Annotated in this window: 12 protein-coding genes and 1 rRNA gene; 11 read left to right on the forward strand and 2 right to left on the reverse strand. The window is 70.3% G+C overall.

What is annotated here, in order from left to right; translation table 11 throughout:
- The first annotated feature begins 38 nt into the window (after positions 1-38).
- The 8 genes from alr to ACLQ2O_RS08750 all read left to right on the forward strand — a co-directional run bounded on the left by alr (position 39) and on the right by ACLQ2O_RS08750 (position 6,728).
- Entirely contained in the window at positions 39-1,178 is a 1,140-nt protein-coding gene (alr, locus tag ACLQ2O_RS08715; RefSeq protein WP_425829012.1) for an alanine racemase, read from the forward strand.
- Entirely contained in the window at positions 1,178-2,287 is a 1,110-nt protein-coding gene (locus ACLQ2O_RS08720; RefSeq protein ID WP_425829014.1) for an alpha/beta fold hydrolase, read from the forward strand. The genes alr and ACLQ2O_RS08720 overlap by 1 nt, the downstream gene beginning before the upstream one ends.
- Positions 2,284-3,213: a tRNA (adenosine(37)-N6)-threonylcarbamoyltransferase complex ATPase subunit type 1 TsaE gene (gene tsaE, locus ACLQ2O_RS08725; RefSeq protein WP_425829016.1), complete on the forward strand. Its 930-nt coding sequence runs from the start codon at positions 2,284-2,286 to the stop codon at positions 3,211-3,213. The genes ACLQ2O_RS08720 and tsaE overlap by 4 nt, the downstream gene beginning before the upstream one ends.
- A gap of 2 nt (positions 3,214-3,215) precedes the next feature.
- Positions 3,216-3,884 carry a tRNA (adenosine(37)-N6)-threonylcarbamoyltransferase complex dimerization subunit type 1 TsaB gene (gene tsaB / locus ACLQ2O_RS08730; protein ID WP_425829018.1) on the forward strand — a complete coding sequence of 223 codons (669 nt, stop codon included), beginning with the start codon at positions 3,216-3,218 and terminating at the stop codon, positions 3,882-3,884.
- Positions 3,881-4,372 carry a GNAT family N-acetyltransferase gene (locus ACLQ2O_RS08735; protein WP_425829020.1) on the forward strand — a complete coding sequence of 164 codons (492 nt, stop codon included), beginning with the start codon at positions 3,881-3,883 and terminating at the stop codon, positions 4,370-4,372. The genes tsaB and ACLQ2O_RS08735 overlap by 4 nt, the downstream gene beginning before the upstream one ends.
- Positions 4,369-5,421, forward strand: coding sequence for a tRNA (adenosine(37)-N6)-threonylcarbamoyltransferase complex transferase subunit TsaD (gene tsaD, locus ACLQ2O_RS08740; RefSeq protein WP_425829022.1), 1,053 nt, complete (start codon positions 4,369-4,371; stop codon positions 5,419-5,421). The genes ACLQ2O_RS08735 and tsaD overlap by 4 nt, the downstream gene beginning before the upstream one ends.
- Positions 5,422-5,538: 117 nt before the next feature.
- A complete protein-coding gene (locus tag ACLQ2O_RS08745; RefSeq protein ID WP_425829024.1) occupies positions 5,539-5,979 on the forward strand; it encodes a GNAT family N-acetyltransferase in 441 nt (146 codons plus the stop codon).
- Positions 5,976-6,728, forward strand: a complete 753-nt coding sequence (locus ACLQ2O_RS08750) for an alpha/beta fold hydrolase (RefSeq protein WP_425829026.1) — start codon at positions 5,976-5,978, stop codon at positions 6,726-6,728. Before ACLQ2O_RS08745 ends, ACLQ2O_RS08750 begins: the two co-directional genes overlap by 4 nt.
- A 120-nt stretch (positions 6,729-6,848) precedes the next feature.
- Here the strand turns inward: ACLQ2O_RS08750 and ACLQ2O_RS08755 are convergent, their stop codons facing one another.
- Together ACLQ2O_RS08755 and ACLQ2O_RS08760 are read right to left on the reverse strand one after the other, a co-directional pair.
- Complete coding sequence (locus tag ACLQ2O_RS08755; RefSeq protein ID WP_425829028.1) at positions 6,849-7,820, reverse strand: phosphotransferase; 972 nt, start codon at positions 7,818-7,820, stop codon at positions 6,849-6,851.
- A 257-nt stretch (positions 7,821-8,077) separates the two neighbouring features.
- Positions 8,078-9,025, reverse strand: coding sequence for an LLM class flavin-dependent oxidoreductase (locus ACLQ2O_RS08760; RefSeq protein WP_425829030.1), 948 nt, complete (start codon positions 9,023-9,025; stop codon positions 8,078-8,080).
- Positions 9,026-9,100: 75 nt separating this feature from the next.
- Between ACLQ2O_RS08760 and ACLQ2O_RS08765 the strand changes: the two genes are divergently transcribed.
- From ACLQ2O_RS08765 to ACLQ2O_RS08775, 3 genes are all read left to right on the forward strand, one after another.
- The gene (locus tag ACLQ2O_RS08765; protein WP_425829032.1) at positions 9,101-10,138 is read left to right on the forward strand and encodes an App1 family protein; all 1,038 of its coding nucleotides are present in this window, start codon (positions 9,101-9,103) and stop codon (positions 10,136-10,138) included.
- Positions 10,139-10,214: 76 nt separating this feature from the next.
- Positions 10,215-11,498, forward strand: a complete 1,284-nt coding sequence (tyrS, locus tag ACLQ2O_RS08770; protein WP_425829034.1) for a tyrosine--tRNA ligase — start codon at positions 10,215-10,217, stop codon at positions 11,496-11,498.
- Positions 11,499-12,018: 520 nt separating this feature from the next.
- Positions 12,019-12,084, forward strand: a 16S ribosomal RNA gene (locus ACLQ2O_RS08775); the annotation flags it as partial.

Below are 12,084 nucleotides of genomic sequence, written 5' to 3' on the forward strand. Positions count from 1 at the left end.
ACACTGGTAGGGCTATGTCTGAGTCTGTGGAGCCCTCCATGCATCGTGCGCTGCGCCGTGCCGAGGCGATCGTCGATCTCGCCGCCGTCCGGCACAACGTCGCCACGCTGCGTGACCGGCTGACGTCGGCCGAGCTGATGACCGTGGTGAAAGCCGATGCCTACGGCCACGGCATGGTGCCCGTCGCGCGGGCCGCCCGGCAGGCCGGCGCGGACTGGATCGGCGCCGCTGTGCTCGAAGAAGCGCTGCAGCTGCGCGCCGCCGGGGACAACGGCCCGATCTTCTGCTGGCTGACCACCCCGGGCGAGCCGCTGGCCCAGGCGATCGCCAACGACATCGACCTGTCCGCCGGAGCGCCCTGGGAGATCGACGAGATCGCCGCGGGCGTCACCGAGCGGCCGGCCCGGGTGCACCTGAAGATCGACACCGGCATGAGCCGCGGCGGCGCCGTACCGGAGGAGTGGCCGACGCTGATCCGCGCCGCGCTCGAGGCGCAGCGGTCCGGCCGGGTCGTGATCACCGGCATCTGGTCGCACCTGGCGTCCGCCGACGAGCCGAAGAGCCCGGCGAACGAGGCCCAGCTGGAGACCTTCACCGCGGCCGTCGACGTCGCCGAGGCGTTCGGCATCGACCCGGGCTTCAAGCACCTGGCGAACTCGGCGGCCACGCTCGCCCTGCCCGAGACGCACTTCGACCTGGTCCGGCCCGGCATCGCGACGTACGGGCTGTCGCCGTTCGGGCACGCGCTCCCGTCGTCGGAGCTCGGGCTGCGGCCGGCGATGACGCTGACGGCGCGGCTGGCGATGGTCAAGCGGGTCCCGGCCGGCGCCGGCGTCTCGTACGGCCTGACCTGGACGGCGCCGCGGCCGTCGACGCTCGGACTGATCCCGATCGGGTACGGCGACGGCCTGCCGCGGCACGCGTCGAACGGCGGACCGGTCCAGGCGCGTGGCGTCCGGCGTACGGTCGTCGGCCGGATCTGCATGGATCAGTGCGTGGTGAACCTCGAGGACGACGAGGGCGCGGCCGGGGACGAGGTCGTGCTTTTCGGGCCGGGTACCGGTGGTGAGCCGACCGCGGACGACTGGGCCGACGCCGCCGGAACCATCAACTACGAGATCGTCACCCGGCTCGGTCCCCGCATCCCCCGTCGCTACGTGAACGAGGAGCTCGACTGATGTCCAAGGCAGGTCGCACCGCAGGCCTGATCGGCGCGGCGGTCGGGGTGCTGGCCGCGGGAGCGGCGGCCGGGGTCGCGGTCGAGCGGCAGGTGATCGGCCGCCGGTCCGGTCAGCGCGCGCAGCTGGAAGCCGAGCCGTTCGGGTCGCTGCGCGGGACGCCGCACGTGTTCACCGCCGACGACGGCGTCGAGCTGTACGTCGAGGTCGACGGCCTGAAGCGGTCCCGCCGGCCCGCGCCGCAGCGGCGCCGGCTGCGCAAACAGGCCGTGCCGGACGACCTGACGCTGATCTTCGCGCACGGCTACGGGCTGAACATGGACTGCTGGCACTTCGAGCGCCGCGACCTGGCCGGCATCGGCACGATGGTCTTCTACGACCAGCGGTCGCACGGCCGGTCCGGGCGGTCGCCGAAGGAGAACGTCAGCATCGACCAGCTCGGCCGCGACCTGTACGGGATCATGCAGGAGTACGCGCCGAGCGGTCCGGTGATCCTGATCGGGCACTCGATGGGCGGCATGGCGATCATGGCGCTGGCCGAGCAGCACCCGGAGCTGTTCGGCGACCGGGTGATCGGCGTCGGCCTGTGCTCGACCAGCGCGGCCGGGCTGGACGGCGTACCGATCGTGTTCCCCGGCCGGGTCGGCATGCTGGCCCGCGCGCTCGCCACCCCGACGGTCGCCGCGCTCGCGCGGATCCCGGACGTGGTCGAGCGCAGCCGCAAGGCCGGCACCGACATCAGCTACCTGCTGACCCGGAAGTACTCGTTCGGCTCCGAGGTGCCGCCGGCCTTCACCGAGTTCGTCAACGAGATGATCGCCGCGACCCCGATCTCGGTGATCGCGGAGTTCTACCCGATCTTCGCGCTGCACGACAAGACCGGGTCGCTGGAGCCGCTGCAGAAGGTGGAGTGCGTGGTGGTCGGCGGCGACTCCGATCACCTGACGCCGTTCGAGCACTCCGAGGAGATCGTCCGGCACGTGCCCGGCGCGGAGCTGGTCGAGGTCCGCAACTGCGGGCACCTCGGGCTGATCGAGCATCACCGCGAGTTCACCGCCGCCCTGCTCGGGATGATCGAGCGGGCCGAACAATCCTTGGGACACAGATGACCGACCTGCACGTGGTGGACGCCACGGCCGAGCACGTGGACGAGATCGTCGGCGTGATCCATCACGCCTTCGCGAACCGGCGCACCCTCGACCCGCCGTCGACCGCGCTGACGGAGAACGCGACGACGGTCGGCGAGGCGGTGGCGGCGTACGGCGGACTGCTGGCGCGGATCGGTGGCGCGCCGGCCGGCGCGATGCTGTTCCACGTGAACGGCGACGTGCTCGAGCTGCGGCGCGTGTCGGTGAACCCGCGCTTCCAGGGACGCGGGGTCGCGTCGGCGATGGTCGGGTGCGCGGAGGAGGCGGCGCGGGCGCGGGGGCTGGCGCGGGTGCGGCTGGTCGCGCGGGTCGAGCTGCCGGAGACGGTCGAGTTCTGGGGACGGCGGGGGTACTCGATCGTCGCGCGGGAAGGGCAGAACCTGATCCACGCGAAGGCGATGCCTCTCGAGCGCGTGGTGCCGACGGCCGACGAGATGCGGTCCCTGGCCGAAGAGCTGGCAGGGCAGTTGCGGGCGGGCGACGTACTGGTGCTGTCGGGTGATCTCGGGGCCGGGAAGACGACGTTCACGCAGGGGTTGGGGGCCGGGCTGAAGGTCCGGGGTGACATCACGTCGCCGACGTTCGTGATCTCGCGGGTGCATCCGTCGTTGGTCGGTGGGCCGGCGTTGGTGCACGTCGACGCCTACCGGCTCGGTGGGATCGCCGAGCTGGACGACCTGGATCTGGATGCTTCGCTCGACGACGCCGTGACGGTGGTCGAGTGGGGGCATGGGCTGGCGGAGTCGCTCGCTCCTGATCGGCTGGAGCTCACGATCACTCGTGGGGACGACGACGTGGACGAGTCTCGGTCGCTGCGGATCGCGCCGGCCGGGCCTCGCTGGGCCGCCGTTGGGGTTCGTTTGACTGCTACTGCTGAGGTGAACTGATCGTGCTGCTTGCTTTTGACACCTCCAGCGCGGCGGTGACGGTCGCTCTCGCCGATCCGGTCTCCGGGGCTGTTGCTGCCTCGTCGACGACGGTGGACGCGTTGCGGCACGGGGAGTTGCTGGCTCCGGCGATCGCCGAGGTGCTGGCTGCTGCCGGGTGTGGAGTGAAGGAGCTTTCGCGGATCGCCGTTGGTGCTGGGCCTGGGCCGTTCACGGGGTTGCGGGTCGGTCTGGTGACGGCGCGGACGATGGGGGATGTGCTCGGGATCGAGGTCGTTGGGGTGTGCAGCCTCGACATCCTCGCCAAGCAGTCGAACCTGGCTTTGCCGGTCGCCGTCGCCACGGATGCTCGGCGTAAAGAGATCTACTGGGCGTTGTACGACGGGCCTGCTGCGGATGGAAGTCGGCGGCGGTTGGAGGGGCCGGCGGTGGACAAGCCTGCCGACGTCGCGCATGTGTTGGCGGGTCTTCCGGTGATCGGTCGAGGAGCTGTGCTGTACGGCGAGGTGCTCGGAGCGGAAGCTGTGGACGTGCTCGAGTACCCGTCGGCGGAGGTGCTTGCTTCCGGTGTTGCCACCGGCACCTTGCAGGTGACTGCTCCTGATCCGCTGTACCTGCGGCGGCCGGACGTCACCATGTCGGGCGGGCCGAAGAGCGTGCTGCCGAAGTGAGCATCCGACCGGCTACAGCTTCTGATCAACCAGCGGTCGTCGCGCTCGATGCCGCGTGCTTTCCGAAGGACGCCTGGAGCTCCGGCTCCTGGGCCGGCGAGTTCACCCGAGCCGACCGCGAGATCCTGGTCGCCGGACCTTCGGCCGGCGAGAGCTCCCCAGTCGTTCCCAGCACAAGCGGTGCCGACTCGGGACGCTTGCGGGGGTTCGTGGTGCTGCTGGTGCCGGCCGTCGAGGACGATCCGGTGGACCTGCTGCGGATCGCCGTCGACCCGGCGTACCGGCGTACAGGATTGGGCAGACGGTTGCTCGCGGCAGCTCTCGAGCAGCACCAGGCCCGCTCCGTCCTGCTGGAAGTTGCTGCTGGCAACGAAGCGGCGATCGGCCTGTACGCCGGGTTCGGGTTCGCCGAGCTCAGCCGGCGGCGGGGGTACTACACCGGCGGCGAGGACGCCGTCGTCATGCAACGCGTTGGAGAACCACGATGAGTGAGAACGAGCCGCTGATCCTCGGCATCGAGACGTCCTGCGACGAGACCGGTGTCGGGCTGGTCCGCGGGCACACGCTGCTGGCCGACGCGATCGCGTCGAGCGTCGACGAGCACGCCCGCTTCGGCGGCGTCGTACCGGAGGTCGCCAGTCGCGCGCACCTGGAGGCGATGGTCCCGACCATCCGTCGCGCGTGCGAGACCGCGGGCGTCAAACCGTCCGACGTCGACGCGATCGCCGTCACCAGCGGGCCCGGCCTGGCCGGCGCGCTGCTGGTCGGCGTCGCCGCCGCGAAGGGCCTCGCGCTCTCGCTCGAGAAGCCCTTGTACGGCGTGAACCACCTCGCCGCGCACGTCGCCGTCGACACCCTCGAGCACGGCGAGCTGCCGAAGGGCGCGATCGCGATGCTCGTCTCCGGCGGGCACTCGTCGCTGCTCGCGGTCGAGGACATCACCGACGGCGTCGAGCCGATGGGCAGCACCATCGACGACGCCGCGGGGGAGGCCTTCGACAAGGTCGCGCGGGTGCTCGGCCTGCCGTTCCCCGGTGGTCCGTATGTCGACAAAGCGGCACGCGACGGTGGGGACCGGGCGTACGTGAAGTTCCCGCGCGGGCTGACCAGCCAGCGCGACCTGGAGCAGCACCGGTTCGACTTCTCGTTCTCCGGGTTGAAGACCGCCGTGGCTCGGTGGGTCGAGGCGAAGCGGCGCGACGGCGAGGACGTCCCGGTGAACCATGTCGCGGCGGCTTTCCAGGAGGCGGTCTGCGACGTACTGGTCCGCAAGGCGATCGACGCCTGCAAGGACCGGGGCTACGAGCACCTGCTGATCGGCGGCGGCGTCGCGGCGAACTCGCGGCTGCGGCAGATGGCCGAGGAGCGGTGCTCGGCGGCGGGCATCGCCGTACGGGTTCCGCGGCCGGGGTTGTGCACGGACAACGGCGCGATGGTCGCCGCGCTCGGGTCGGAGCTGGTACGCGCGGGCAAGACGCCGTCGCCACTCGGGTTGCCGGCGGACTCGTCGATGCCGATCACCACCGTGCTGAACTGATGCTCGACCGCGGTGGGGCCCCGGCGCTCCCTGTGGTCGTCGGCCGTCCTCCGGGTGCGTGCGGCGACGGGCTCGCCGGGGTGGATCGCTGATGACGACGATTGTGGGGGATTGCTGATGCAGTGGACTTCTGGGGAGTTCGTTGCGGACGACGACCGGGGGCGGATCGACGTCGACGTGGTGCACGGGTTCTTGAGTACGTCGTACTGGGCGCCGGGGATCTCGCGCGAGCTGGTGCGGAAGGCGCTCGACGGGAGCCTGTGCGTCGCGGTCTACGCGGCCGACGGCGCGCAGGTCGCGTTCGCGCGGGCGGTGACGGACCGGGCGACGTTCGCGTGGATCGCTGACGTGTTCGTCGTCGAGAGCGCGCGCGGGCACGGTCTCGGGCGGTTCGTCGTGTCGACGCTGCTGGAGCACCCGGAGCTGCAGGGGTTGCGGCGGACGCTGCTCGCGACCGCCGACGCACACACCCTGTACCAGTCGTACGGTTTCCGGGCGCTGGACAAGCCGGACGCCTTCCTGCACATCTCCCAGGATCCGACGGTGCTCTACCAGTGAGTGCCCCCGGCATCGATCTGGTCGCCGCACCCGCCGGCGCGCGCGACCTGATTCTGCTCGCGCACGGCGGCATGGAGAACTCGACCGCCACCCCGCACAGCTGGCGCGCGCCGATCCTCCGCATGTGGCCGTTCGCCGCCGTCGCCCGCAAGGCAGCACCGCACGCCGCGATCGGCCTGATGCGCTACCGCTACCAAGGCTGGAACGGCGCCGCCGCCGACTCCGCCACGGACCTGCGCACCGTCCTCGACCGCCTGACCGCGGCGTCCGCGGCCCGGTTCGGCCGGGTCATTCTCATCGGTCACTCCATGGGCGGCCGAGCAGTAGTTGCTGCTGGCAATCATCCTCTGGTCGCCGGAGTGCTCGGCCTGGCCCCCTGGCTCCCCGAGGGCGAGCCCCTCGTCCACCTCCGAGGCCCGGTCGCCTTCGCCCACGGCACCGCCGACCGCATCACCTCACCGGCAGCCACCGCGTCGTACGCCGCCCGCCTCCGCGCCGCCGAGATCCCCGTCGCCCTGCTCACCCTCGACGGCGAGAAGCACGCGATGCTCCACCGAGCCCCCGACTGGAACGACATCGTCCGCCGCTTCGTCACCCACGCCATCGACCCATCGGCCGGCTGCCCCCTCATCACCACCACCAACCGCACTGACGAGGTCCCCACCACTCACCAAGGCGACGCCGCACCAGCCGCCATCGCTGACATCGCCCGCACCCGCCTCACCCTGCGCGTCACCGCCCGCCTCTAACGCGCGACCGCTGCCCCCGCCTTCACCAGCGCGTTGTTCGACGGCTGCCGCGATACATCGCGCCAGTCGTGAAACTGCGCGTCAGTCAACGCTCGACGCCGCGCCGAACGGATCCTCCGGCTAGGGCCGGAGATCGGCGAAGAGCTTCCGTAGCCGGTCGTAGTACTCGTCGCTCCCGTCCCCACCGAACGCGACCACCTCAGCCCGCAACCGGTGCCTGATCAGCTGCACCAACGTCTCGTCGTCGAGTGCTCCCGCAGTCCCACCCGCGGCGTGGTACCAGGCGACAAACGCCTTCGCCCGACCCAGCTCCGTCGACCACTGATCCCCGAACTCCCGCGCCGCCCCCGCCAGTTCGACCTCGGGAGCCCCCACCCAGGCCTCGTCCCAGTCGATCACCCCGCTGATCCGCCCGCGGTCGACCAGCAAGTTCCCCCGGTAGTAGTCCCCGTGCAGCGGCTGCTTCTTCCGCGTGAACCCTGCCAGCCATCGATCCAGCTCTACGTCCTGCAGTTCCCCGGTCTCCCCACCGAACTCCAGGTACGACCTCTCCGGCCGAGGGGGCATCGCCACATCCCGCAGCCCCCGATGCAGCCGAGCCAACAACCGCGCCGCCTGCTCCACCTCCGCCGGCTCACCCGCATCCAGCCACCGCCCGCCCACCAACGGCCACACACTCACCGGCCGCCCATCAACCCGTACGACGCTCGCGCCTCCCGCTGTCCGGAGCGGCACCACCACCTCCCCGACCCCGGCCGAGGCAGCCACCTGGTGACACCACTCCATCACCGCACTTCCACGGCGGACGGGCCCGAGCCGGACAACCACCCCGCGGGCACTTCCGGTCCCGCCTGACCTTCCGGTCCCGCCGGTCCCGCCGGTCCCGCCGGTCCCGCCGGTCCCGCCGGTCCCGCCGGTCCCGCCGGTCCCGCCGGTCCCGCCGGGCCTGGCGCGGAGGTCGACCCGGTAGGCCGCTGACTCCTCCCCACCCGTCAGCCGCTCGGCGGTCTCGGTGGAGAAGCTGCCCAGCCCCCACTCGGTCTCCACCGCCGACGCGATCTCCGGCGTCATCGCGATCTCGGCACGGCCCACGCGCTCAGCATTCCAGCCCGGAATGCCATCCGCGCCTCAAGAGCGCGATTGCTCGCTCTCCAGAGCCGCAGGCATGGTCGCCGGTGAAACCCTGTTGACCCAAGGGACCACCGGCGGCGCCGGCCAGTTGGCCGTCCAGGCCCACCGGGCTGCTGGGCGGTCCGGGCCGCCAGCCTGCTGGGCCGTCTTGGCCCACCGAGTTCCTGGGCCGTGCGCTGATCCGCGGGGTCCACGATCGACCCTCGGGACGACGGCTCCTACCGGTTGGCCAGGGCCAGTACGTGCTCCAGCTGCGGCAGGCCGTGCTCGACCTCCGGGTCGGGGAACAGGCCTACGTGGTGCACGCCGGCAGCTTCCAGTGCGTCCAGGTGCGTGGCCGCGTCGTCCAGAGTGCCGATCGGGCCGAGCTCCAGCCACCACTCGGTGGGCATCGAGACCAGTCCCGGTACGCCGGACGCCTCGTACCGGAGTACGAGGTCGTCGTAGAACGGCAGCGCCGGCAGGGCCGGGTTCTTCTGCTCGAGCAGGCCGGCCAGCCAGGGCGCGGTCCACTCGTACGCCGTCTTGCGGTCGGCGCGGACGCAGAAGGCGCTGAACGCGGCGACCACGAAGCCGTCGGGCGATCCCGCGTTCTCGACCGAGGCGCGCACGTACGACGGTGAGGCCGGCTCGGCGAGCACGACACCGCCGCCGACGCGACCGGCCAGGGCGAGTGACTTCGGGCCGCGGACGCCGAGCAGGATCGGCGGCGGGTCGGCCGGGGGAGCATCCAGCTTCACGTTGTCGAGGAAGACGGTCTTGCCGTCCACCGACACGGTCTCCCCGGCGAGCAGCCGGGTGACGGCGACAGTCACCTCGTCGAGCGCGGTCAACGGCGACTTCGGCCGAACACCCATCTGGCCCATCCACTCCTGCACGCCGTGCCCGATGCCCGGCAGGAAGCGCCCCGGCGCGAGCGCGCACAGCGTCGCGATCTCCATCGCCGTGACGGCCGCCGTACGGGCGACGGCGGGCAGGATGCCGAGGCCGACCGTGAGCCGTTCGGTGACGCTCAGTGCCGCCGCGGACAGCGTCGGCCCGGCGGTGTAGAAGCAGTCCTCGATGATCCACAGCTCGTCGGCACCACCGGCGTCCAGCCGGCGCGCGACGTCGGTCACCAGGGCAGCGGGCCAGGTCCGCGGGAAGCACATTCCGATTGCTGTCATACCGAGAACGTAAAGGTCTGGACCGACAGTCGTCCCGGTAGGCGTACGGGACCTGTGGACGGGTAGGTTCGGGACATGGCCCGTCCGCACTACTCCTCCCGCTTGGAGGACTGGTTCAACCTCGGGATCGGTGCGCTCCTGCGCCGGCGTGGCTGGCGGGAGCGGATCATCCCGCACGTCGGCTACGGCAACTCCGAGTACGTCCGCGTGCTCGCCCGGGTCGTGCTCAGCCGCGACCCCCGCAACCAGCCCCGGTACGACGAGGACCAGGTGGTGCGCGGCTGGAAGATGTTCGTCACCGCGCCCGCCACCAAGGTCCAGGTCTCCGTCACCGTCGCCGGCGAGAGCTTCGACGCGCTGACCGACCGCGGCGGCTTCGTCGACCTCGCCGTACCGGTGGTGCTGCCCCCTGGCTGGCATGAGATCAGCCTGGGTGTGCACGGGGAGCGGCAGGCTCGCGGCAAGGTGTACGTGCCGGACCCGGACGCCACCTTCGGCCTGGTCAGCGACATCGACGACACGGTGATGCTGACGATGCTGCCGCGACCGCTGATCGCCGCGTGGAACACGTTCGTCCGCGACGAGCAGGCGCGTCGCGTCGTACCGGGCATGGCGGAGATGTACGCCGAGCTGCTGACCGACCAGCCCGGCGCGCCGATCTTCTACCTGTCGACCGGCGCCTGGAACACGGCGCCCACCCTGACCCGCTTCCTGGCCCGCCACGGGTACCCGGCCGGTCCGCTGATGATGACCGACTGGGGACCGACCAACACGGGCTGGTTCCGCAGCGGGCAGGAGCACAAGCGCACCGCGCTGCGCCGGCTGGCCAAGGAGTTCCCGGCGGTTCGCTGGGTCCTGGTCGGCGACGACGGGCAGCACGACCCGCAGCTGTACGGCGACTTCGCGCAGACGCATCCGGACCACGTCCGGGCGATCGGCATCCGCCAGCTGACCCCGGCCGAGCAGGTGCTGTCCCACGGTCTCCCGGTGCCCAACCCGGACCCGGGTGCTCACGACCCGCAGCGTCCGACCGCGGCGACCGTGCACGGGCCGGACGGGCACGCTCTGGTGGCGCAGCTGCGCGCCGTACTGTCTCGGCCGGAGGCCATGTAGGCGGTCCGCTCGTGCTGGGCGGGGGAGCGCCTGGCAGGCTTGGGGTGTTCCGACGTACCCGAGGAGAGAACCGACAGTGACCGACAGCGCAAGCCGCACGCAGGTGCTCGACGACCTGGACAGCCGCGGCCTGATCGCGCACTCGACCGATCCCGACGCCCTGCGCGCCACGATGGCCGAGGGACCGATCACCTCGTACGTCGGTTTCGACCCGACCGCGCCGAGCCTGCACATGGGGAACCTGCTGCAGCTGCTGACGCTGCGCCGGCTCCAGCTGGCCGGGCACAACCCGATCGGCCTGGTCGGTGGGGCCACCGGACTGATCGGTGACCCCAAGGAGACCTCCGAGCGGGTGCTGAACCCGAAGGACGTCGTCCAGCAGTGGGTGGAGCGGGTCCGGAGCCAGGTGGAGCGCTTCCTGGACTTCGACACCTCGCTGCCGAACCCGGCGCGGATGGTGAACAACTACGACTGGACCAAGGACCTCAACACCCTCGACTTCCTCCGGGACATCGGCAAGCACTTCCCGGTGAACCGGATGCTCGGTCGGGAGGTCGTGAAGGCCCGGCTCGAGCAGGGGATCAGCTACACGGAGTTCAGCTACGTCCTGCTGCAGTCGCTGGACTACCTGGAGCTCTACCGGCGGTACGGGTGCACCCTGCAGACCGGTGGCAGTGACCAGTGGGGGAACCTGACCGCTGGGGTGGAGCTGATCCGCCGTACGGAGTCGGGCAAGGCGCACGCGCTGGCGACTCCGCTGGTGACGAAGGCGGACGGGACCAAGTTCGGGAAGACCGAGTCGGGGACCGTCTGGCTGGACCGGGAGCTGACGTCGCCGTACGCGTTCTACCAGTTCTGGTTCAACACCGACGACCGCGACGTGATGCAGCTGGTCCGGTACTACACCTTCCGCACGGCGGACGAGATCGCGGAGCTGGAGAAGGCGACTGCTGATCGGCCGCACGCACGGGAGGCGCAGCGGGTGCTGGCGGAGGACGTGACGACGCTGGTGCACGGTGCTGGAGAGACGGCACAGGTGCAGCTGGCTGCGAAGGCTCTGTTCGGGCAGTCCGATCTGCGGGAGCTCGACGGGGAGACGCTGATCGCCGCGCTCCGGGAGGCGCCGCACACCGAGGTGTCTGCCGCGGCCATGCCGACGGTGGCGGACCTGTTGGTGCAGGCCGGCCTGGTGGCGAGCAAGTCGGCAGCGCGCCGGACGGTGTCCGAAGGTGGCGCGTACCTGAACAACGAGAAGGTCAGCGACGCCGAGTACGTGCCGACGACCGACGACCTGCTGCCGGGTGGCGCGCTGGTGCTGCGGCGCGGGAAGCGTTCGTTCGCAGGGGTTCTGGCCGGCTGACGTATGCCACGGGGTCGATGCCGGAGGCAAATTACACCGTTGTGATGCTGGCCACCGGACGCCGATTTGACCGGCTACCTCACAGCCACGTACTGTTCTTCTTGTTGGAGCGAGGCGCGGGACGCGAAAGCGGCCGGTCGCTCCGAACCCCCAGAAGTTAGCGCAGTCGAAACGCGTCTTCGGACTCGGGTCGGCGGATCTGGCGCGGGGAGGTGGTCGGAAAAATCGGGTCTTGACTCGGTGGATCTGATCCGGTAGAGTAACGCAGGTTGCCCCGGAGTCCTGGCTGAAAAGTCACGGACGCGGTGTGCGCCCGATTCTTGAGAACTCAACAGCGTGCCGAAAGTCAATGCCGAAATTTAGCATTAACCCCCATTCACGAGTCATCTTTGATGGTTTCGTGATTGGATTCCTTTGTAATTTTTCTGGATTCAAGTCAGTTTGATTTGTTTCTGATTGCATTGGATCGTTTTTCGTTTTGTCTGTTTTCTGTGGTTCGCCGCAGTTAAACATATAGATTTCAACGGAGAGTTTGATCCTGGCTCAGGACGAACGCTGGCGGCGTGCTTAACACATGCAAGTCGAG

This window comes from Kribbella sp. DT2, from assembly GCF_049844575.1.
In the GTDB taxonomy this organism is placed as follows: domain Bacteria; phylum Actinomycetota; class Actinomycetes; order Propionibacteriales; family Kribbellaceae; genus Kribbella.

Excerpts from the sequence above, each read along its gene's own strand:
- alr (WP_425829012.1), top strand. The coding sequence starts at position 39 with ATGCATCGTGCGCTGCGCCGTGCCGAGGCGATCGTCGATCTCGCCGCC.
- ACLQ2O_RS08765 (WP_425829032.1), top strand. The coding sequence starts at position 9,101 with ATGGCCCGTCCGCACTACTCCTCCCGCTTGGAGGACTGGTTCAACCTC.
- tsaD (WP_425829022.1), top strand. The coding sequence starts at position 4,369 with ATGAGTGAGAACGAGCCGCTGATCCTCGGCATCGAGACGTCCTGCGAC.
- ACLQ2O_RS08720 (WP_425829014.1), top strand. The coding sequence starts at position 1,178 with ATGTCCAAGGCAGGTCGCACCGCAGGCCTGATCGGCGCGGCGGTCGGG.
- ACLQ2O_RS08760 (WP_425829030.1), bottom strand. The coding sequence starts at position 9,025 with ATGACAGCAATCGGAATGTGCTTCCCGCGGACCTGGCCCGCTGCCCTG.
- ACLQ2O_RS08745 (WP_425829024.1), top strand. The coding sequence starts at position 5,539 with ATGCAGTGGACTTCTGGGGAGTTCGTTGCGGACGACGACCGGGGGCGG.
- tsaE (WP_425829016.1), top strand. The coding sequence starts at position 2,284 with ATGACCGACCTGCACGTGGTGGACGCCACGGCCGAGCACGTGGACGAG.